Here is a 21151-nt window from a genome sequence, read left to right as displayed (position 1 = left end):
CGACGGATGTGACGGAGGACCGCCGGTCATGACCAACCCTGCCGAGAGACTGGTCGATCTGCTGGATCTGGAGCAGATCGAGGTGAACATCTTCCGTGGCCGCAGTCCGCAGGAGTCCCTCCAGCGGGTCTTCGGCGGGCAGGTCGCGGGCCAGGCGCTGGTGGCCGCCGGGCGGACCACCGAGCGGGACCGCCCGGTCCACTCGCTGCACGCGTACTTCCTGCGGCCGGGGCGGCCCGGGGTGCCGATCGTGTACCAGGTCGAGCGGGTACGCGACGGCCGGTCCTTCACCACCCGCCGGGTCGTCGCCGTCCAGCAGGGACGCACGATCTTCAATCTGACCGCCTCCTTTCACAAGCCGGAACCCGGCTTCACTCATCAGTTGCCGATGCGCCGGGCGGTGCCCGGCCCGGAGGAGCTGCCGACGATCGCGGAGGAGCTCCGTGGGCACCTGGGCGAACTGCCCGAGGCGCTGGAGCGGATGGCGCGCAGGCAGCCGTTCGACATCCGTTATGCCGACCGGCTGCGCTGGACGCCGGACGAGATCGAGGGTGCGGAGCCGCGCAGTGCGGTGTGGATGCGCGCGGTCGGGCCGTTGGGTGACGATCCGCTCGTGCACACCTGCGCGCTGACCTACGCCAGCGATATGACACTGCTGGACGCCGTCCGGATCCCGATCGAGCCGCTCTGGGGGCGGCGCGGGTTCGACATGGCCTCTCTGGATCATGCGATGTGGTTCCACCGTCCGTTCCGCGCGGACGAGTGGTTCCTCTACGACCAGGAGTCGCCGATCGCCATCGGCGGCCGAGGTCTGGCCCGCGGAGGGATCTACGACCGGGAGGGCAGGCTGCTGGTCTCGGTTGTCCAGGAAGGGCTTTTCCGTCCGCGCGACAGCTCGGTCACCGAGCCGTAAGTCCCGGTCCGGGATGGGCGGTTCGCGAAGCCCGGGGGACGACGGCGGGCCGAGGTCGCTTCCCGCGGGCGCGCCGGGGCGTCTCTGCGGGCGGTGGCGAGTGCCCGGGAGAGGTTGACGCGGTACCACATCACCTCGTCGAACTCCTCGGCCGTCAGCACGCGGTCGAAGGAATCCCGGGCGGCGGCCGTCGCCGTGATCACGGAGGCGAAGGGCGGCCGGAGCTCGCGGAGCAGGGATCGCTCCCGTGGGTCGTCGACGACCGAGGCCAGTTCCTCCGGGGGCAGCACGGCGGCGATCACGGCCGCCGACTCCCAGCGGTCCTCGGCCTGTCCCATGAGCTGGGCGACACGGCGGCCGCGCCACTGCCGGCCCCGCCAGTCCTGGCCCCCGGCGAGCATGACGCGCATCGCGGCGGGGATGCTGCCCCGCATCAGTCCTGGCTCGCGGTCGGCGAAGCCGGTGATCTCGGTCGCGAGATAGAGCCAGACCACCGCGCCGTAGCGGTTCGGATAGAACCTGACGGGGCCGAGGCAGCCGGCCCGGGTGAGCCGCAGGAACCGGCCGGGGCCGATGCCCATCAGCTCGGCGGCCTCCGTCGTGCCGACGGTGCGGACCCGTTCGCGGAGCGCGTCGGGGAAGCCCGGCTCGGCCCGCAGGCGGTCGATCTCTTCCGCGGGGACCCGACGCCGGCCGGGCGGCCCGGCGGGGATCGTACGCACTTCTCCGAGTTGGGTGGCGAGTTCGAACTCGCCGGTCCTCAGCTCCAGTTCGCGGGCGGCCTGCCCCATCGTGAGTGCCTGCCGTCCGTCACACATCACTGTCATGTCGCTTCCCCCACAGCTCGGTCGATCACTGACAGTGATGACACTACCGGCGGGCTGTGACAGTGCGTCAACCCTCGCCTCAAGCCTGTGGATAACTCTCCGACTGCCTGGTCGCGACGCCCAGATGCTCCCCGACGCGATTGACCAGCAGTGTCATTTCGTAGGCGATCTGCCCCAGGTCCGGGTCGGCGCCGGCCAGCACGCACAGGCAGCTGCCGTCGCCCGCCGCCGTCACGAAGAGCACTCCGTCGTCGAACTCGATCATCGTCTGGCGCACCCGCCCGGCTTTGAAGTGCAGTCCGGACCCCTTCGCGAGGCTGTGCAGCCCCGAGGCGACCGCCGCCAGATGTTCGGCATCCTCGCGCTCCAGCCCCTGGCTCGCGCCGGTCACCAGCCCGTCGTTGGAGAGCACTAACGCGTGCCGTACCTTTTCCATCCGCTTGGTCAGGTCGTTCAGCAGCCAGTCGAGTGCGCTGCTCAGTGCCATGCCGCTTCCTCCCCGTGTCCCCGTCCGCACACCTGGCCGGGCGGCCGTCGGCAGTCCGTCCGCGACTGCCGTGCCAGCCTGTCCCACCTCCGCCGTCTCGGCAAGCGGCCCCGCGCCCCGGCGTGCCACGCCCCGCTCGATCGCGCCGGATGGAGAGGATGTCGCCATGGCACGAAAAATGACCAAGGACGAGTGGCAGAACTTCCTTTCCGAGGGCACCCGGACCGCGAAACTGGCGACCGTACGGGCCGACGGCAGCCCGCACATCGCACCGGTGTGGTTCCTCATGGACGGCGATGAGCTGGTGTTCAACACCGGCAAGGACACGGTCAAGGGCCGTAACCTCGCCCGGGACGGCAGGGTGGCGCTGTGCGTCGACGACGAGCGGCCGCCCTTCGCCTTCGTGGTCGTGGAGGGGTCGGTGGAGATCAGTGAGGAACTCGCCGATGTCCGGCACTGGGCGGCTCGGATCGCGGCCCGTTACATGGGTGAGGACCGCGCGGAGGAGTACGGCGAGCGCAACGGCGTTCCGGGAGAGCTGCTGGTGCGGGTCCGTATCGGCAAGGCCGTCGCCGTCACGCGCCTCGCGGAATGACGGCCCCGGCACGATGCGCCGGGCGGCGCCCCCGCCACCGACCGTCCGGACCTCCGGCTGAGCGCGACCGCCGGACGGACTGACCGTCCCGTCCTTCCACCGGTGCGGCAGCCGGGCGGGACACCTCCGCCTGGCGCGTTCACCCCGCCTGACCAGCTCTTGCTCGCCCGGGTCACGGTCCGGGGCGGCACAGCGGCAGGGCCGAGGTGCCACGGGAGGCGCCACCCAGGACACGGGCGCGTCTCCAGCGCCGTAAGTCTGTTGCTGCATACGGGAGTTGATGCCGGGCGGGGAGTACGCGAGGCAGTCCGCCACCGGGCGCGCAGGCCGGAAGCCGTCGGGTGCCGATGCCGGGATCAGGGCGCCCGATGGGCCGTCTCCAGATCGTCCCCCGGCAGGAGAAACGGTCCTGTCCCGGCGCGTCGAAGCGGTGGCGCGCGGGTCTCCGTCAGTTGGTGATGCGGCCGAAATCGATCGCTGGTGTCGTCGTGGGCTTGCGGTTCGCGCTCCGGTGCCGTCCACCTGTGCGGCCTGCGTTCTCGTTTGCCGTGTCCGGGGCGCGGCAGGGGTCGGCCAAGGTTGCGGTGTCCCGGGGCGGTTCCGGGCTCGTCGGCAGCGAACCGGCTTCGTGTGACGTAACGCGTTCGCCACCCGCGCGCTCCGCTCCGTTCGCCGGACCCGACTCACCCGCCCGCCATCGGCCCGGCAACCGTGCGGGATCATGGGCTCATGAGGCGGCAGCGGTCCCGGTGGTGGCACGGCGTACGGGCCGCCGCGCAGACCTCGGCGGGTGCCGCCGAAGCCACGGCGTCGGCCTCCGTGCGGCATCGGAGCGGCACCGCACCCCGAGCGGGCGGCGGGAGTGTGCTCGCTCGCCGTCGCCACCGGCGTCGGGTTCCGGCTGATCGCCTCCGCCGACCCCGTCCCGCCGTGGCCGCGGGGTTTCCGTTCACCGACGGCGCCACGTACGGCACACGGGCACCATGCGTCTCGGTATCGCGGTGGCCCCGTCCGTCTCGGTGGCCCCCGACCATCACAGTGGACCCCGCCCGTCGCGGGGGTCCCGCACGCCATCACCGCCCACCTGGCCGACCGATCCGCCCCGGAGGAACCCGATGACCGACCACCACGCCGACCAGCCGCACGACGTCCGCACGTTCTTCGCCGCGCGGGCCGCCGACTGGGACGCCCGGTTCCCCGACGACGGCCCTGCCTATGCCGCGGGCGTCGCTGAGCTGGAGCTGCGCGCGGGTGACCGGGTGCTGGACGCCGGCTGCGGCACCGGGCGGGCGCTGCCCGCGCTGCGGGACGCCGTGGGACCGCGTGGGACGGTGCTGGGTGCGGACCTCACGCCCGAGATGCTGGCGGCCGCCGTACGGGCCGGGCGCGGCCGGGACGCGGGGCTGCTGCTCGCGGATGTGACCCGACTGCCGCTGCGGGACGCCGCCCTGGACGCCGTCTTCGCGGCCGGGCTCCTCTCCCATCTGCCGGACTCGGCGGGCGGGCTCGGCGAACTGGCCAGGGTCGTGCGGCCCGGCGGCCGGCTGGCGCTCTTCCATCCCGTCGGGCGGGCCGCCCTCGCCGCCCGCAAGGGCCGCGCGCTCACCCCCGGCGACCTCCGGGCGGAGCCGAATCTGCGGCCCCTGCTGGCTGCCGCCGGGTGGGACCTCATCCGGTACGTGGACGAGGACGCCCGCTATCTGGCGCTGGCTCTCCGGCGGGGGTGAGGACTCCGCGGCCGGTACACGCTCCTCAAGGGGTCACCGGGCCTTCGGAGTGCGGGGCCGGGCAGCCGCCCATACGGCGAGCGGTGGGGAAAGTGCCGAGGTCGGCGACGCGGAAGCCGTTCGGATAGCCCTTGATCTCGGGGTTCTGGCGGGCGTAGTGCGGACTGCGGCGGGGCGGAAGCAGCCGCACGGCCTTGGCACGCAGCTTCAGGGCGGTGTGTACCGCCGCCCGGACCGCCGGTCCGGGCCGCTCGTACCGAAAGGCGTCCAGCAACGCATCGTCCAGGAGGGCCATGCTCGCACCGCGCACCACGGGGGCGAGCGGGCCGTACCAGCCCGCCATCAGGTCCAGGGTCGCGTCCGAGACCCGCCGGGCGCCCTCGTCCCAGCCGAAGTGCGCGCGCTCGTAGTCGTCCAGGTGGCGTTCGAAGTCCTGGTAGGTCTCCGGGAGTCCGGTGATGCCCATATGGCGGCCGAGAGTGTGGTAGTAGGCGGCGATGGCGCGTAGTTCGTGCTCGGTCAGTTGCCGCCAGCCGTAGTTGTCGATCCAGCGTTTGGGCACCACGACGAAGGTGCACAGGACGTACCGCATGTCGTCGTTGCTGATGTCGTAGCTGCGGTGCATCTGGTTGATGCGGCGGATCGCCGTGCGGCCGTCGGTCCCGTCGAAGCCGTGCTCCACCACGGCGTCCAGCAGAAGGGCGGTGTCGTCGTAGCGCTTTTGCGTGCGGTCCGTCAGCTCCGCGGTTTCGGCCAGCAGCCGGCCGATGCTCGGTACGGCATAGGTGCGGTAGAGCGCCAGTTCCAGGGCTCTGGTCATGTCCCAGGGGAATTCATGGGTCGCGGTGATGCGGTAGATCCGCAGGAAGTCACGCTCGGGATCGAGCCGCCGGATCTCTCTCAGCCAGTCGTAGCGCCGCACCTGAAGCCATCCCTTCGATTGCCGAAATTCCAACTTTATGGGCTCCGGGCACACTTGAACGGCGAAGACGGACGGCGGCCGGGGACAGGGTGGCCGGATTCATACGGGGTGCCGCGGGGCGCCGCGAGCCGCTCGGCCGGCCGGCCGCGTGAGAGGTGCGGCCTGTGGGCGGGCGTACCGAGGCCGGTGACAAGCTCCTGCCGGCCCCATTAGGGTGCGCCGACGTACTCCGGACGGATCGGCTGGGGAGGCCCCCGTGTCCAGGACCGAGAGCGCCGACAGCGACGAGTTGTTCGTGCTGACGGCGGTGCTGCTGACGCCCGCGCGGTTCCCGAGCGTGCTCGGTGACGACTATCCCGAGGCGTGTGCGGGTCTCGGCCTCGATCCCCGCGGTACGGGCTACGGGCTGGTCCTCGGCCAGGACGGCGGCGGCGCGCGCTGGACGGTGGCGACGGACGATGTGCCGCTGGTGGCCTGTGCCATCGCGGCGTGGGACTGCGGGATGGCGTACGACCTCTCGCCCGGGGCGGACCGCATCGTCGGCGCGCTGCCGGGCTGGCCGCTGGCCCTCGCCATATCGGCGCCGGGGGTTCCGCGGCCGCACGACCCGGCACCGCGGGACGGGGATCCGGCCCCGCTCGCCCCGCCGGATGCCGGGCGGTGGGGACCGGCCCAACGGCGGCTCGGCGCGGACGAGATCGCGCTGCGGTGGGCGGGATGGCGCGAGCAGGTGGACGGCGAAGTCACCTTCGTCGCTCCGGGCGCCCACCCGCATCACGGGGTGCGGCGGGTGCTGCACGAGGCGCACGGCTACCTGGCGCAGCCCCCGCCGCCCGGCCGGGTGCGGTCGTCGTTCGCGGCGGGTGAGACCCGCACACTACGGGTCGACGGGCCGGGCTGGAGCATGGTCGCCCGCACCGACGACATCGCGTTCGTGCTGCTGGACGAGGAGCCCGGCACGGTGCATCCGGTGGGCCGCGGGCCCGAACTCCCCGGCCTGCTGGCGTCGTTGGACGCACTGGCGGCACACCCCGCCTGACCTCCACGGCAGGCGGCGGTCGCCGGGAACGGGCGTTGTCAGACCCGTGTGCTGAACTGTTCCCGGACGTATGAGGAGGGCACACGGGGAGGCGTTCATGCGGGCGACCGGCGCGGGACGGGATGGGCCGACGGCTTCGGCACGGGCACCGGCGGCCCCTTCGCCGGCCTTACGGGGGCGCCACCGGGGAGCGGTCCGTGTACGGATTCTCCGGGCCGGCGCGGCTGTCGGCGGCCGGGCACACCGTCGCGGTCCGGGAGGTGTGGGGCGGGGCCATGGTGCGTGGTGGTGCGGCGGCGCAGCATGGGGCGCCGCGGTCGCCTCGGACCGCCGGCTCCACCGTTCTCCGCCGTCCCGCCTCTGGAGGCTCATCATGCGCCCGCCGTACGGCCGTTCGCGACGCACCGCCGCGCTGTGCGGCGCCGTTCTGCTCGCCCTGACCATGGTGGGTCCGGCGCGCGCCGCGTCCGGTGCCGCCCGCTCCTGCGCGGGGCCCGCGCCGGGTTCCGCCGTCGTCTCCGCCCCGCGTGTGCCGGGGGCGGAGCGGCAGCAGGCGGTCTGTCTGCCCGATCTGACCACCACCGCGCTGGCCGGTACGGAGTACACGGACACCGCCGACCAGGCCGGTCTCGCGGCCGCGGGCACGCAGAGACCCAGCGGTGTGCCCGGCGTCCAGATCGACGGCTACTTCCCCGACGACTCCACCTTCAACACCACGCACGGCTGGCGGCACGACGCCCAGTTCGTGATCCGGCTCCCGGAGCACTGGAACGGCGGGCTCGTCGTCACGGGCGCGCCCGGCACGCGCAAGCAGTACGCCACCGACGTCCTGATATCCGACCGGGTGCTGGCGGCGGGCTATGCGTACGCCGCGACCGACAAGGGCAACAACGGCCCGGACTTCTACCGCGACGGGCGGCGGCCCGGTGATGCCCTCGCCGAGTGGAACCGTCGCACGACGGAGCTGACCCGCGCCGCGCGGCAGACGGTGGCCGGCTTCTACGGCCGCGCCCCGCGCCGTACGTACATGACCGGGATCTCCAACGGCGGATATCTGACGCGCTGGCAGTTGGAGAACCACCCGGAGCTGTACGACGGCGGTGTGGACTGGGAGGGCACGCTGTGGACGGCGAACGGGCCGAACCCGCTGACGTCGCTGCCGACGGCCGTGGCGTACGGGCAGGGGAAGGCCGGTGCGCGGGAGATGGTGGCGGCGGGGTTCGCGGCCGGTTCGTGGTTTCTGTGGCCGTACCACCAGGCCGCCTACTGGGGCGTGACGCAGAAGACCTACCGGGCGGCGCTGGATCCGGACTACGACCGCACCTGCCCGGGGGCTTCGGCGGGTTCGACGCCCGCCGAGATTCTGGCGCCCTGTGCGTCCGACGCCGCATACGATTTCGCCGCCCGTCCCGCGGCCGTGCGGCAGGCGGTCGAGCGAATCGCACTGACCGGACGGATCGGGCGGCCGCTGATCACGCTGCACGGCGATCTGGACACGCTGCTGCCGATCGCGACGGACTCCGACGTCTACGCCCGGATGGTCGCCGACCAACGGCGTTCCGGGCTGCACCGCTACTACACCGTGCAGGGCGGTACCCATGTCGACGGCCTCTACGACAGCTATCCGGGCCTGCTCCGGCCGATACTGCCCTGCTACCGGTCGGCGTTCACCGCGCTGACCGACTGGGTGGAGCGGGGCGTCCTCCCGCCCGCGGACCACACGATCCGCAGACCGGTGGTCGGGGATGTCGTCAACACCTGCCGCGTCGGAAGCTGATCGATCGCGTCGGAGGCTGATTGATCGCACCGGGGCCGCGTCCCACCGTTCCACCGCGCCTGGTCCGGGGCCGGTCGTCGGCAGCAGGGCCGGCGGCTCCAATGGGGTCCGCCGTACCGGATTCGAGCCCTGGCCGTCTCCCGCGAGAAGTGGACCCAGCGAGGAGTGGTCCCGGCGAGCAGTGCTCCTTGCGAACCGTGGTCCTGGCGGTCTGCGGGAGGAGAGAACCCCGCTCTGGCCCTCCGTCAGGAGAAGCGATGCCCCTCTGACCATCCACCAGGAGGGAACGAGCGACGGGCGATCCCGGCCGACCGGGCGGATCCGGCGGTCGCGCCCTCGCGCCCCGTACCCAAGTCCCAGTCGCACCCCGTACTCAGACCCCGGACCGGGCGACTCAGGTCACGGGCAGGGCTCCGTCTGGCCTCATGAGCCGGTGTTCGGGGCCGTACGGTGCTGCGGCCCCCGCCCGGCCTCGGCCGGCGGCCGGCCCCCGGGCCCCCGGAGCGGTGCGGGGGCCCCGCGGCTCAGCGGCCGATCTCCTTGCGGCTGGCCCGGCGCAGTCGACGGCGCTGGGAGGGGTCGAGCGCCAGATACGCGACGGCCGGAACTCCGACCATGACCAGTACGGCCGCCCAGAACGGCAGCAGCCACAGCAGGATCACTCCCACCGCAACGCCGCCGATCGCGACCTTCGCCTGTGTGGACATCCTTCACGCCCCTTCCGCGGCGCATGCCGCGCTCCGTGCATCCCTGTGAACGCCGTATCCCATTGAACGCCGTTTTCGCGCCGCAGGTTCCATCGAGGGCCAGGGCGTCGTGTACTCTCGGGCGCTCCAAGCGCCAGTAGTCAAATTTGAGGAGCTCTCCACCCAGTGACTTCCCTTCCCGCAGTCACGCCCGCGCGCCTGTCCGCGCTGGTCCGCTGTGCAGCGGTTTTCCTTCCGTCGGACCCGCCGCGGGCCGGCCGGGTCGCCTTCTGGCGCCCGGACGGCGAACCCCTCGCAGACCCCGCCGCCGAGGACGGACCGACGGTGGACGCCCTGCCGGTGGCGGACGGGATTCCCGTCGTGCTGCCGGATGCGGACGGCGGGTTCTCGGTGTGCGCCGTCCCGGCCGTGGTCCTGCCCGTCGCCGCCGCGGTGCCCGTCCTCACCCGCGCGCGGACCGCCCGTGGCGCCGATCCGGCCGCCGCGTTCTGGGGCGCCGCGGCCATGCTGGCGCTCCAGCTCGCCGCCCGGGGCCGACTGCTGCCCGGTCTGAGCGCCGCCGACCACGACGCCTGGCGGCTGGGTCCACTGGACCCGGCCGACGTCGAGCGGCTGCGTGACCTCGCGGCCGCGATGCCGCCGTCCGCGCACGCCACCCCGCTCCCGGACACCGACCCGGTGCTGTTGCCCGAGCCGGAGCGCCACCTGCGGGCCTTCCTCGACGCGGTGGCCGACGGGCTGCCGCGCTCCCCCGCCGCGGCGCTGGCCACCGGGGCACCGGCCTTCGCGGCGTCCGCCCCGCAGCGCATCCCCGAGCAGCGCGCCTGGGCCGCGGATGTCGCCGCCGGGCAGGACGCGGGCGTACGGATCTCGCTGCGGGTGGAGATGCACGGCGCGGTCGGACCGGTCGAACCGGATGTACCGCCGGGAGGAGACGGCACCCAAAAGCAGCACGGGCAGGCAGCAGCAGAGACCCGGACCGGACGAGGGAGCGGGAGCCGGGAGGAACAGCCGCCGCGGGAAGGGCCGCCGTACGACGGGCCCGCGGATCCGGACGCCGCCCGGATCGGCTTCACCGCCGTCCTCCAGTTGCACAGCCTCACCGACCCGACGCTGGTCGCGGACGCCGCCGAGGTGTGGGCCGGAACGTCCGCCGCGGGTCAGGCGTTCGGTCCGCGGGCGCGGATGGACACCCTGCGCACGCTGCGCCGCGCGGCCGACGCCTGGGCGCCGCTCACCCCGCTGCTGTCCGCGGCGGTGCCCGGCGCACTCGACCTCGCCGACGAGGAGATCGCCGAACTGCTCGGGCCGGCCGCCCGTGCGCTGGCCGCCGCCGGAGTGCGGGTCCACTGGCCCAGGGGGCTGGCGCGCACGCTGACCACCCGGGCGGTGGTGGGAACGCCCGACCCGGTGGGCGGACCGGAGTCCGCACTGCCCGCGCTGCTCTCCGCCGATGCGCTGCTCTCCTTCAGCTGGCGGTTCGCGGTGGGTGACCAGGAGCTCGACAAGGCGGAGCTGGACCGGCTCGCCGAGGCCGGTCGTCCGCTGGTGCGGCTGCGCGACCGGTGGGTGCTGATCGACCCGGAGGAGCTGCGCGCCGCGCGCGACCGCCAGGACCGTAAGATCACGCCGCTCGACGCGCTCGGCGCGGCGCTCACCGGGACGGCCGAGACCGACGACGGCCGGTCCGTCGAGGTGCGGGCCGCCGGCTGGGCGGCGCGGCTGCGCGACCGGCTCGCCGACCCGGAGCGGAGCGGTGCCGAGCCCGTCCGGCAGCCCGACCGACTCGCCGCGACGCTCCGCGACTACCAGCTGCGCGGGCTCGGCTGGCTGCACCGGATGACCTCGCTCGGACTCGGCGGCTGTCTCGCCGACGATATGGGCCTCGGCAAGACCATCACCCTCATCTCCCTGCACCTGCACCGTCAGAGCGATCCCGACTCGGCGGGCCCCACACTCGTCGTCTGCCCCACGTCCCTCATGGGCAACTGGCAGCGCGAGATCGAGAGGTTCGCGCCGGGCACGCCGGTGCGCCGCTTCCACGCCGGACGGCGCAGCCTGGCGGAGCTGGCCGACGGCGAGTTCGTGCTCACCACCTACGGCACCATGCGGCTGGACGCCGGGAAGCTGGCCGGAGCCGGCTGGGGGCTGGTCGTCGCCGACGAGGCGCAGCACATCAAGAACCCGTTCTCCGCCACCGCCAGGGCGCTGCGCACCCTCCCCGCCAAGGCGCGGGTGGCGCTGACCGGCACCCCGGTGGAGAACAACCTGTCGGAGCTGTGGGCGATCCTGGACTGGACGACGCCCGGCCTGCTGGGGCCGCTCGGCCGGTTCCGTACCCGCTACGCGCGGGCCGTCGAAGGCGGTGCGGTGGCGTCCGCCGAGGCGGCCGCGGCGGCCGAGCGGCTGGCCCGGCTGGTGCGGCCGTTCCTGCTGCGCCGCCGCAAGTCCGATCCGGGGATCGCGCCCGAGCTGCCGCCGAAGACGGAGACCGACCATGCGGTGGCGCTGACCAGGGAACAGGCCGGGCTGTACGAGGCCGTGGTGCGCGAGGGGCTGGAGGAGATCGCCGGGGCGGACGGGTTCGCGCGCCGCGGTCTGGTGCTCAAGCTGCTCACCTCGCTCAAGCAGATCTGCAACCACCCGTCGCAGTACGGGAGGGAGACCGGCCCGAACGGAGCCGGACGGGAGGGGAACGGGCCGGCGTTCGCCGGTCGTTCGGGGAAGGTGGAGCTGCTGGACGAGCTGCTCGACACCATCCTCGCCGAGGGCGCGAGCGTGCTGGTGTTCACGCAGTACGTGGCGATGGCGCGGCTGCTGGAGGGGCATCTGGCGGCGCGCGGGGTGCCCACCCTGTTCCTGCACGGCGGTACGCCGGTGGCCCGCCGCGAGGAGTTGGTACGGCGCTTCCAGGAGGGCGCGGTCCCGGTGTTCCTGCTGTCGCTGAAGGCGGCCGGTACGGGCCTGAACCTCACCCGGGCCGCACATGTCGTGCACTTCGACCGCTGGTGGAATCCGGCCGTCGAGGCGCAGGCCACCGACCGCGCGTACCGCATCGGACAGACCCGGCCGGTGCAGGTCCACCGGCTGATCACGGAGGGCACCGTCGAGGACCGCATCGCGGAAATGCTCTCCCGTAAGCAGCGGTTGGCGGACGCGGTGCTCGGTTCCGGCGAGGCCGCGGCGACCGAACTCACCGACGCCGAGCTGGCGGACCTGGTCGCACTGCGAGGGAGCGAGCGATGAACACACCGGAGACGAGAAACGCGCCCGACGGGCGGGAACGCACCTTCGCCGCGCTGCCGGCCGCCCGGAGCGGCCCCTTCGCCCGGAGCTGGTGGGGACAGGCGTGGCTCAAGGCGCTGGAGGACACCGCACTGGACGGTGCGCAGCTGCGGCTGGGCCGCCGGCATGCCCGCGCCGGTGCGGTCGGCGCGGTGTCGGTGCGCCCCGGCCGGATCACCGCGATCGTCCAGGACCCGGACCACACCCGGTACCGCGCCGATGTGCTGCTCCAGCAGCTGAGCGCGGCGGAATGGGACCGTCTGCTGGACCTGGTCGCGGACCGGGCCGGGCACATCGCGGCGCTGCTGGACCGCGATATGCCGCCACATCTGGTCGAGGACGCGGCCGCCGCCGGGATCGGCCTCCTGCCGTCCATCGGCGACATGGAGTCGGAGTGCGGCTGCGAGGCATGGGACCACTGCGCGCATTCCGCCGCCCTCTGCTACCAGTTGGCGCGGCTGCTGGACCAGGATCCGTTCGTGCTGCTGCTGTTGCGCGGGCGCGGGGAGCACGAGCTGCTGGACGATCTCCAGGCACGCAGCGCCGCCCGCGCCGGGATGCCGGCCGACGCGGAAGCGGGGCCGGCGGCACCGGCCGCGGGCGTACCGGCCGTCGAGGCGTACGCGGCGCGCGACATCCTGCCGCCGCTGCCCGCGCCGCCACCGCCGGTCGAGGCGCCGGGCGCCGCACCGGCGCTCGGCGGCGGCACCCCGCCCGCGCCCGGAGTGGACGTGGCCGCCCTGGAGTTCCTCATCCGGGACACGGCGGCACGCGCCCGGCTGCTGCTGGCGGACGCGCTCGCCGACCGGCACGCGGACACGCCGCCGGTGCCCGCCCTGACGCCCGCGCAGGACGCGGTCCGGCTGGCGGGCACCGGGCCCGAGGCGGCCGTCGCGGAGCGGCTGGCGGCCGGTTCGGGGCGCGATGCGCGGGGACTGGCGCTCGCCGTACGGGCCTGGGAGCTGGGCGGTACGGCCGGGCTCGCCGTCCTGGAGGAGGAGTGGACGCCGGATCCGGCCGCACTGGCGCGCGCAACCGGCCGGCTGGCCGCCGCCTGGGAGGAGGACGAACCCCGGCCGCGGCTGCGCGCCGACCGCAACCGCTGGACGGTGGCCGGCGGCGACGCCCAGCTGCGGTACGGCCGGGACGGGCGCTGGTGGCCCTATCGCAAGGAGCACGGCCGGTGGGCACCCGCGGGCCCGGCGACGGACGATCCGGCGGGCGCCCTCGCGGGGCTGTCGGCGGCGGACTGACACCGGGCGGGACCGCTCCGGTGGGCGGTGGCCGGGGCGGGCCACACGGACGTGCCGGAGCGGATCCCGCGGCTTCACCGGCCGGTACCACGGAGTTCACGCCGTGTGGGCATCCCCGTGCCGTACGCGGCGGATCGGCCGGGGAGACGTGCCGGCACGGGGAAGGGACGGGCCGGCACGAGGGGCGCATTCCGGACCGGTGCGGGAGCTGGACAGCCGCCGGTGCCCGGTACGGCGGCGGACGTCCCGGCCCGTCGCCCCGGCCAATCCTGCCCATCCTGCTGCGCCCCGAGCCCGATCATGATTCGCTGATCGGATCCCCCACGGCCAGGCCACCGCCCCGCAGCGAGGAGGACCAGTGTCCGGCACTTCGTCCCACGCACCGCACCATCCGCCGTACGGGCCGCCGCCCCGGACCGCCCCCGGCGCGGCCGGCACACCCCGCCGGCCGGAGCTCCCGCCGTACTACGAGGACCGTTCCCCGGGCCGCGGGGCGCTGCCGCCGCGTGCCTGGTACGCCGGATCGGACGCCGCCCGGCTCCCGTTACACGGCAGTTGGCGCTTCCGGCTCTCGGTGACCGCCACCGCCGAGGACGACTCCTTCGCGCGGCCGGATTTCGACGACTCCCGGTGGCAGGACCTGTGGGTGCCCGGCCACTGGGTGCTCAAGGGTCACGGCACGCCCGCGTACACCGACACCGCCTATCCCTTCCCGGTCGACCCGCCGCGGGTGCCGGACGAGAATCCGACCGGCGACCACCGCCACCGCTTCGACCTGCCGGAGGGCTGGGGCGAGGGACCCGCGGTGCTGCATTTCGGCGGTGTGGAGTCCTGTGCCCGGGTCTGGCTCAACGGGCAGGAGCTGGGGCATTTCAAGGGCAGCCGGCTGCCCCACGAGTTCGCGGTCGGGCACCTGCTGCGGCCGCGCGGCAATGTGCTGGCGGTCCGCGTGCACCAGTGGTCGTCGGGCAGCTATCTGGAGGACCAGGACCAGTGGTGGCTGCCCGGCATCTTCCGGAGCGTCTCGGTCCACCGCCGCCCCGAGGGCTCGATCGCCGACCACTTCGTGCACGCCGGGTTCGACCACACGACGGGCCTGGGCACCCTGCGCGTGGACTGCGCACCGGCCGGCCGGGTCACCGTCCCGGCGCTCGGCCTCGATCTGGCGACGGGCGAGGGCGCGAGTGTCCCGGTGCTCCCGTGGACGGCGGAGACACCCCGGCTCTACGACGCCGAACTGGCCACCCCCGGCGAGCGGATCCCGCTGCGGATCGGGTTCCGTACCGTCCGCGTCGAGGACGGGCTGCTGAAGGTCAACGGCCGCCGGATCCTGCTGCGCGGTGTCAACCGCCATGAGTTCCACCCGCGTGACGGGCGCACGGTCGGCCGGGAGGTGATGCGCCGCGATCTGCTGCTGATGAAGCGCCACAACATCAACGCGGTCCGCACCAGCCACTATCCGCCGCACCCCGCCTTCCTGGACCTCTGCGACGAGCTGGGCCTGTGGGTGGTCGACGAATGCGATCTGGAGACCCACGGTTTCGGACAGCAGGACTGGCGGGGCAATCCGGTGGACGACGCGCGCTGGGAGCCCGCGCTGCTGGACCGCGCCCGCCGGATGGTCGAGCGGGACAAGAACCACCCCGCCATCGTGCTGTGGTCGCTGGGCAACGAGTGCGGCACCGGCCGCGGACTGTCCGCGATGGCCGCCTGGATACGCGAGCGCGACCCGTCCCGCCCGCTGCACTACGAGGGCGACCGCAGCTGCGCCGATACGGACGTCTACTCCCGGATGTACGCCGACCACGCCGAGGTCGCGCGGATCGGGCGGCGCGCCGAGGACCCGCTGCCCGACCCGGAGCTGGACGCCCGGCGCCGCCGGCTGCCGTTCCTGCTGTGCGAGTACGCGCATGCGATGGGCAACGGTCCCGGCGGGCTGAGCGAGTACCAGCGGCTGTTCGAAACGTACGAGCGCTGCCAGGGCGGTTTCGTCTGGGAGTGGATCGACCACGGGCTGCGGCAGCTGACGCCGGACGGTGAGGTGTACCACGCCTACGGCGGCGACTTCGGCGAGGAGCTGCACGACGGCAATTTCGTCTGCGACGGGCTGGTCTTCCCCGACCGGACGCCGTCACCGGGGCTGGCCGAGTTCAAGAAGGTCGTCGAGCCGGTGCGGATCGAGGGTGACGGGGTGGCGGGCACGGTCCGGATCACCAACCTCCACGACTTCGCGGATCTGGGCCATCTGGCGTTCCGCTGGGTGTACGAGGTGGCGGGCGAGGTGCGCGGGACGGGTTCGCTGGCGGTGCCGGCGCTGGCGCCCGGTGAGTCGGCCGGGCTACGGCTGCCCGCGCCGCCCGCGGCGCCGGGCGGCGCGGAGGCGCTGTGGACGGTCCGGGCGGTGCTGGCCGACGACACCGCGTGGGCGGGCGCGGGACACGAGGTCGCCTGGGGCCAGCTGCCGGCCGCCGCCCGTCCGGTCCGTACTCCCCCGGCCGCCACCGCGGTTCCACGCCGCGGCGAGGGCAATGTGATCCTGCTGGGCCCGGGGACGTTCGACGCCACCACGGGGACGCTCGGCTATCTCGACGGTGTGCTGCTGCGCGGCCCCCGGCTGGAGGTCTGGCGGGCGCCGACCGACAACGACGAGGCCGCGCCCCGGCAGCCGGGACGGTCGCCGGCCGCCGAGTGGCGGCGGCTGGGGCTGCACCGGATGCGGCACCGCGTCGACGCCGTCGAGACGCTCGCGGACGCGCTGATCGTGCGGACCCGTGTCGCGGCGGCCGGGGCGGAGCCGGCGCTGCGTACGGTCTACCGCTGGACGGCCCGGCGGGAGTTGCTGCGGCTGGAGGTGTCCGTCGAGCCGGAGGGCGACTGGCCCGCTCCGCTGCCGCGGCTGGGGGTGCGGATGGCGGTGTGCGGCAGCGTCGGGCACGCGGAGTGGTTCGGCGGCGGGCCGGGTGAGGGCTATCCGGACACCCTGGCCGCGGCGCGGGTGGGCCGCTGGTCGATGCCGGTGGACGCGATGCAGACGCCGTACGTCCGGCCGCAGGAGAACGGTGCCCGGCCCGGTGTGCGCTGGGCGCAGCTGTCCCGTACGGACGGTTCGGGCATCCGGATCGAGGGCGATCCGGACTTCTATCTCACCGCGCGCCGCTGGCCGGTCGAGGAGCTGGACGCGGCCCGGCACACCACGGACCTCTCGCCCGGTGAGCTGGTGTGGCTGCATCTCGACCATGCGCAGCACGGCATCGGCAGCCAGTCGTGCGGGCCCGGCGTACTGCCGCGGTACCGGCTGGAGGTGGCGCCGGCCCGGTTCGCCTTCACCTTCTCCTCGTTGCGATGAATGTCACGTTTCGTCGTGGCATGGCAGCCGACTGCAAGCCCGGTCTGGACCAATGACAGGATGGAGTTGATTGCCCGCCAATCTCCGAATCCCCCCACTATCGACCGAGAGGCCCGTCCTGCCATGGCGCTCGCCTTCCTGAACCGCCTTCGTGACCGTACGCCGCACGCCACCCAGGCGCCCCTCCCTCGTGGTGCCGGGGCGCTGGATCTGGCCGTCCACGATCCCGTCGGGCTGCCGATGGCCGGGGCCGAGGTCTCGGTCCGGGACGCCGGGGGCCAGGAGGTGATGCGCGGCCGGACCGATCCGAACGGGCGGCTGACCGCGACGCTGGCTCCGGCCGGGTACCACCTCGTGATCACCTGTGACGGGTTCCGACCCGAGCGGTTCGACGCCGAGGTCGTGGCGGGTGAGCGGACGGCGCCGCGGCCGGTCGCGCTGGACCTGGCGCCCGCGCCGCAGCTGCCCGCCCCCGGCCGGTGGCGGCTCGACCCCGACCACAGCTCCATCCGTTTCACCGCCCGGCACATCGGACTGGCCGAGATCCACGGCCGGTTCAACCGGTTCGAGGGCGGGCTGTGGATAGGCGAGCAGATGAGCGACTCCCGGGTCGAGGTGACCATCGACGCGGCCAGCATCGATTCGGGCGTGCAGCTGCGCGACGACCATCTGCGCTCCGCCGAGTTCCTGGACGTGGCCCGGTTCCCCACGCTCCAGTTCACCGGTGAGCGGTTCGTGCACAAGGGCGGCAGCCGCTGGACCGTGCCGGGCGTCCTGCATCTGCACGGCGTCAGCCGCAATGTGCAGCTGGACACCCGCTATCTGGGCATCGGTACGGGCATGGGGGGCGAGACCCGCACCGCGTGCACGGCCGCCGCCGAACTGCACCGCGAGGACTTCACCCTGGACTGGCGCAAGATGCTGGCCAGGGGCATCGCGGCGATCGGCGCTACGATCCGGGTCGAGCTGGACATCCAGGCCGTCCAGCAGGACTAGGAGCGGCGGGGAGAACCCGCCGGAGGAAGAGGTGCAGCTGTGGTCAGCGTCTCCCCGTCGCTCGCCGACGCCCTGGCCGCGGGACCGGTCGTCCTCGACGGCGGGCTGTCCAACCAGCTGGAGTCCGCCGGGCACGACCTGAGCGACACCCTGTGGTCGGCCCGGCTGCTCGCCGAGGACCCGGAGGCCGTCGTCCTGGCGCATCTGGCGTACTACGAGGCCGGGGCGCAGGTCGCGATCACCGCCAGCTACCAGGCGACGTTCGAGGGGTTCGCGCGGCGCGGCATCGGTGCCGGGGACGCCGCGGTGCTGCTCGGCCGCAGTGTGGAGCTGGCGCGCGAGGCGGCCCGGCGGGCACGGGCCGGCGGTGTGGCCGCACCGCTGTACGTCGCCGCGTCGGCCGGTCCGTACGGCGCGATGCTCGCGGACGGCTCCGAATACCGCGGCCGCTACGGGCTGTCGGTGGCGGAGCTGGAGCGGTTCCACCGTCCGCGGCTGGCCGTGCTGGCCGCCGCGCGGCCCGATGTGCTGGCGCTGGAGACGGTGCCCGACACCGACGAGGCCCGTGCGCTGCTGCGCGCCGTGCGCGGACTGGAGGTACCGGCCTACCTCTCCTACAGCATCGCGGGTGACCGCACCCGGGCCGGGCAGCCGCTGACGGAGGCGTTCGCGCTGGCCGCGGAGGCCGCGGAAGTGATCGCGGTCGGCGTGAACTGCTGTACGCCGCGGGACGCGGACCGGGCGGTCCCGCTCGCCGCGCGGATCACGGGCAAACCGGTGGTGGTCTATCCCAACAGCGGGGAGAGCTGGGACGCCGGGGCGCGGGCGTGGTGCGGCAGTCCGGAGTTCAGCGCCGACCGGGTCGCCGCCTGGGCGGCGGCGGGTGCCCGGCTCATCGGCGGCTGCTGCCGGGTGGGCCCGGCCGCCATCGCCGGGCTGGCGGCCGGCCTTGAGCGCTGACGCACCGCCGGGGCCGGGTCGGCCCCGGCGGCGTCGGGCTCAGGAGAGCGGCTTGGTGAGCTTCTTGGTGCCGGTGCGGTTGCCCGTCAGACTGCAACTGACGGTCTTGATACCGAGCTTGTAGCCGCTCATGTTGGGGAACTGGACGTAGGTGCCCTCGGCGGTTCCGGCGGGCTGCCGGACCGCCTTGCTCTGGAGGTCGCTCTTGCAGAGCGCCGACGCCTTCTCCTTGATGGCGTCCTCGCTCGTGAGGCCGGTGTCCAGCCGGTGGGTGGAGACGACCTCGGCGTCGTGCGCGCCGTTGCAGGAGGCCGAGTCGTTGTTGCCGCCACCGCCCGCCGGGAGGTTGTAGCAGTCGCCCGGCTTCAGCTGGAAGAACGGGATCTTGCCGTTGGTGGGCGACGGCATCATGCTCTCGATGTCGGTACTCGCCGTCGGCGTCGCGGGCGGTGTCGTGGGATCGGCGGGCGTGGGTGAGTCCGTCGCGGACGGTGTGGCGCCGGTGGCGGTGTGCTCGGGCCCCGCCTGGTTCTTGCCGGGGTCGCTGCCTTGCGACATCACCACGAAGACGACGACGGCGGCCACCGCTATCACGCCACCGCCGATGATGGCCGCGATCGTCTTGCCGTTGCCGCCACCGCCGCCGGCGGGCGGGCCGGGCGGCGGCCAGCCGCCGACGGGTCCTCCCGGGCCGCCGGGGCCGAAGCCGCCCGCGGGCGGGCCGAAACTGCCGGGGGGCTGGTTGCCGGCGGGGGGACCGTAGCCGCCCGGACCGTAACCGCCCTGGCCCTGGCCCTGGCCGGGGCCGAAGCCGCCGGCCGGCGGGCCGAAGCCACCCGGGTTGCCTTGGGGGGGCTGGTTCGGCGGTGAGGACGGAGGCGGAGGAAAGCTCATGGCACAAATGATCGCTTCTTTACGGAGCTTTGGGCGCCACGGTGACCAACCTGGAACAATCCCGGACCGAAATATCCGACCGGCGAACACGGTTGATCACAGTCGGCATACCGCCTTGCACACCGTCATACGGCCCGGAGGTTTTCCTTGTTCACCGACCTTCCCCTGGACGAGCTGCGCACCTACCGTCCGCCGCGTCCCGAACCGGCCGGATTCGACGCCTTCTGGCAGCGCACCCTCGACGAGGCGCGCTCCCACGACCTCGACGCCCGCTTCACCGAGACCGATGCCGGGCTCACCCTGCTGCGCACCTACGACGTGGAGTTCTCCGGCTTCGGCGGGCACCGTATCCGCGGCTGGTTCCTGGTCCCGCGGGCGGCCGCCGGACCGCTGCCGTGCGTGGTGGAGTACATAGGCTACGGCGGTGGCCGGCTCAAGCCTCACGACTGGCTGCTGTGGCCCTCCGCCGGGTACGCGACGCTGGTCATGGACACCCGCGGGCAGAGCGGTCCCGACCGGCCCGGCGACACCCCCGATCCGGTCGCCGCCACCCATCCCGGGGTGCCCGGCAAAATGACCCAGGGTCTGCTCGACCCGGATGACTACTACTACCGGCGGCTGTTCACCGACGGCGTGCGCGCCGTGGAGGCGGCCCGCGGACACGCCGCGGTGGACGCCGACCGGATAGTGGTCGCCGGCGGCAGCCAGGGCGGCGCGACCGCCCTCGCGGTGGCGGGCCTGGTCCCCGGGCTGGCGGGCGCGCTGCTCGACGTGCCGTTCCTGTCGCACATCCGGCGCGCGCTCGACATCACGGACGCGGACCCGTACGGCGAGCTCGTGCGCTACTTCGCGGGCGAGCGCACCCGCGTCGACACCGCCCTGGAGACGCTGGACCACTTCGACGGACTGAACTTCGCGGCCCGCGCGAGCGCCCCGGCACTCTTCGGCGTGGCGCTGCGGGACGCGGTCGTGCCGCCGTCCACCGTCTTCGCCGCGCACCACCACTACGCGGGCGAGAAGGAGCTTCGGGTGTGGCGGTTCAACGGCCATGAGGGGGGCGGCGGGGAGCAGCGGGTGGCCGAGCTGCGGTTCCTGCGCGAGCTGTTCGGCTGACCCGCCGTCACCGCCCCGGCCCATGGAGCGCACCGGGGCGGTGCGGCCGCCGGTCCGCGGGCGGTGCGCCACGGGCCGTCCCGGATGGTGCGGCCGAGGCGGGCGCCCCGGCACGCTGCCCCGTCCCGAAAACTGCTAAACCTTTCCATCAATAGATAATTCCATGCCACCCTATCGAGGGATTGTGCAGGTAAATTCATAGCCCTATCTTCGGTCCGGCGGGCCGTCGGTGAATCCGTGTCGGTGAACCTCCTCGAAGGCCACGAGGAGCGGACCTCGCACCGGCCGCCTCGCACCCTTCGGAGAGATA

At 73.6% G+C, this 21151-nt stretch carries 16 protein-coding genes; 11 read left to right on the top strand and 5 right to left on the bottom strand.

All coding sequences use genetic code 11. The features are described 5' to 3' along the window. Positions 1 to 28: 28 nt before the first annotated feature. Complete coding sequence (locus IH09_RS00315; protein ID WP_052853161.1) at positions 29 to 913, top strand: acyl-CoA thioesterase; 885 nt, start codon at positions 29 to 31, stop codon at positions 911 to 913. Here the strand turns inward: IH09_RS00315 and IH09_RS00310 are convergent. Then, positions 829 to 1740: a DUF6397 family protein gene (locus tag IH09_RS00310; protein WP_318279356.1), complete on the bottom strand. Its 912-nt coding sequence runs from the start codon at positions 1738 to 1740 to the stop codon at positions 829 to 831. The genes IH09_RS00315 and IH09_RS00310 overlap by 85 nt on opposite strands. A 79-nt stretch (positions 1741 to 1819) precedes the next feature. Then, positions 1820 to 2227: a roadblock/LC7 domain-containing protein gene (locus tag IH09_RS00305; protein ID WP_052853160.1), complete on the bottom strand. Its 408-nt coding sequence runs from the start codon at positions 2225 to 2227 to the stop codon at positions 1820 to 1822. Positions 2228 to 2393: 166 nt separating this feature from the next. Between IH09_RS00305 and IH09_RS00300 the strand changes: the two genes are divergently transcribed. Then, positions 2394 to 2822 (top strand): PPOX class F420-dependent oxidoreductase, encoded by a 429-nt coding sequence (locus tag IH09_RS00300; protein WP_052853159.1) that lies wholly within the window; start codon positions 2394 to 2396, stop codon positions 2820 to 2822. A 1115-nt stretch (positions 2823 to 3937) separates the two neighbouring features. Next, on the top strand, positions 3938 to 4549 hold the full coding sequence (locus IH09_RS00295) for a class I SAM-dependent methyltransferase (protein WP_052853158.1): 612 nt from the start codon (positions 3938 to 3940) through the stop codon (positions 4547 to 4549). Between the two features lie 25 nt (positions 4550 to 4574). Here IH09_RS00295 and IH09_RS00290 read toward each other — a convergent pair whose 3' ends face one another. Continuing rightward, complete coding sequence (locus tag IH09_RS00290; RefSeq protein ID WP_052853157.1) at positions 4575 to 5471, bottom strand: oxygenase MpaB family protein; 897 nt, start codon at positions 5469 to 5471, stop codon at positions 4575 to 4577. A 256-nt stretch (positions 5472 to 5727) separates the two neighbouring features. Here IH09_RS00290 and IH09_RS00285 point away from each other — a divergent pair, with 256 nt between their 5' ends. Together IH09_RS00285 and IH09_RS00280 are read left to right on the top strand one after the other, a co-directional pair. Further along, positions 5728 to 6510: a hypothetical protein gene (locus IH09_RS00285; protein WP_052853156.1), complete on the top strand. Its 783-nt coding sequence runs from the start codon at positions 5728 to 5730 to the stop codon at positions 6508 to 6510. Between the two features lie 373 nt (positions 6511 to 6883). Then, the gene (locus IH09_RS00280; RefSeq protein WP_404827225.1) at positions 6884 to 8287 is read left to right on the top strand and encodes a tannase/feruloyl esterase family alpha/beta hydrolase; all 1404 of its coding nucleotides are present in this window, start codon (positions 6884 to 6886) and stop codon (positions 8285 to 8287) included. Positions 8288 to 8811: 524 nt separating this feature from the next. On the opposite strand, the gene IH09_RS00275 is transcribed toward IH09_RS00280, so the two are convergent. Beyond that, positions 8812 to 8994, bottom strand: a complete 183-nt coding sequence (locus IH09_RS00275) for a hypothetical protein (RefSeq protein WP_052853155.1) — start codon at positions 8992 to 8994, stop codon at positions 8812 to 8814. Positions 8995 to 9159: 165 nt separating this feature from the next. Between IH09_RS00275 and IH09_RS00270 the strand changes: the two genes are divergently transcribed. From IH09_RS00270 to mmuM, 5 genes are all read left to right on the top strand, one after another. After that, positions 9160 to 12240, top strand: a complete 3081-nt coding sequence (locus IH09_RS00270) for an SNF2-related protein (protein WP_052853154.1) — start codon at positions 9160 to 9162, stop codon at positions 12238 to 12240. Continuing rightward, a complete protein-coding gene (locus IH09_RS00265) occupies positions 12237 to 13532 on the top strand; it encodes an SWF or SNF family helicase (protein ID WP_052853153.1) in 1296 nt (431 codons plus the stop codon). The genes IH09_RS00270 and IH09_RS00265 overlap by 4 nt, the downstream gene beginning before the upstream one ends. A gap of 358 nt (positions 13533 to 13890) precedes the next feature. Continuing rightward, the gene (locus IH09_RS00260) at positions 13891 to 16878 is read left to right on the top strand and encodes a glycoside hydrolase family 2 TIM barrel-domain containing protein (protein ID WP_052853152.1); all 2988 of its coding nucleotides are present in this window, start codon (positions 13891 to 13893) and stop codon (positions 16876 to 16878) included. A 123-nt stretch (positions 16879 to 17001) separates the two neighbouring features. Continuing rightward, entirely contained in the window at positions 17002 to 17874 is an 873-nt protein-coding gene (locus tag IH09_RS00255) for a YceI family protein (RefSeq protein WP_052853151.1), read from the top strand. 39 nt (positions 17875 to 17913) lie between these two features. Next, positions 17914 to 18834 (top strand): homocysteine S-methyltransferase, encoded by a 921-nt coding sequence (gene mmuM, locus IH09_RS00250; protein WP_052853150.1) that lies wholly within the window; start codon positions 17914 to 17916, stop codon positions 18832 to 18834. 39 nt (positions 18835 to 18873) lie between these two features. Here mmuM and IH09_RS00245 read toward each other — a convergent pair whose 3' ends face one another. Further along, a complete protein-coding gene (locus tag IH09_RS00245) occupies positions 18874 to 19728 on the bottom strand; it encodes a hypothetical protein (RefSeq protein WP_052853149.1) in 855 nt (284 codons plus the stop codon). Positions 19729 to 19875: 147 nt separating this feature from the next. Here IH09_RS00245 and IH09_RS00240 point away from each other — a divergent pair, with 147 nt between their 5' ends. Further along, positions 19876 to 20841, top strand: coding sequence for an acetylxylan esterase (locus tag IH09_RS00240; RefSeq protein ID WP_052853148.1), 966 nt, complete (start codon positions 19876 to 19878; stop codon positions 20839 to 20841). Positions 20842 to 21151 lie beyond the last annotated feature (310 nt).

This window comes from Streptomyces celluloflavus, assembly GCA_000720995.1.
GTDB classification, from domain to species: domain Bacteria; phylum Actinomycetota; class Actinomycetes; order Streptomycetales; family Streptomycetaceae; genus Streptomyces; species Streptomyces celluloflavus.
This window is presented reverse-complemented; position numbering and strand designations above follow the sequence as displayed.

Bases quoted from the DNA above. Each gene is read 5' to 3' on its own strand.
- IH09_RS00315 (WP_052853161.1), top strand. From the start codon at position 29: ATGACCAACCCTGCCGAGAGACTGGTCGATCTGCTGGATCTGGAGCAG.
- IH09_RS00310 (WP_318279356.1), bottom strand. From the start codon at position 1,740: ATGACAGTGATGTGTGACGGACGGCAGGCACTCACGATGGGGCAGGCC.
- IH09_RS00305 (WP_052853160.1), bottom strand. From the start codon at position 2,227: ATGGCACTGAGCAGCGCACTCGACTGGCTGCTGAACGACCTGACCAAG.
- IH09_RS00300 (WP_052853159.1), top strand. From the start codon at position 2,394: ATGGCACGAAAAATGACCAAGGACGAGTGGCAGAACTTCCTTTCCGAG.
- IH09_RS00295 (WP_052853158.1), top strand. From the start codon at position 3,938: ATGACCGACCACCACGCCGACCAGCCGCACGACGTCCGCACGTTCTTC.
- IH09_RS00280 (WP_404827225.1), top strand. From the start codon at position 6,884: ATGCGCCCGCCGTACGGCCGTTCGCGACGCACCGCCGCGCTGTGCGGC.
- IH09_RS00275 (WP_052853155.1), bottom strand. From the start codon at position 8,994: ATGTCCACACAGGCGAAGGTCGCGATCGGCGGCGTTGCGGTGGGAGTG.
- IH09_RS00265 (WP_052853153.1), top strand. From the start codon at position 12,237: ATGAACACACCGGAGACGAGAAACGCGCCCGACGGGCGGGAACGCACC.
- IH09_RS00255 (WP_052853151.1), top strand. From the start codon at position 17,002: ATGGCGCTCGCCTTCCTGAACCGCCTTCGTGACCGTACGCCGCACGCC.
- IH09_RS00245 (WP_052853149.1), bottom strand. From the start codon at position 19,728: ATGAGCTTTCCTCCGCCTCCGTCCTCACCGCCGAACCAGCCCCCCCAA.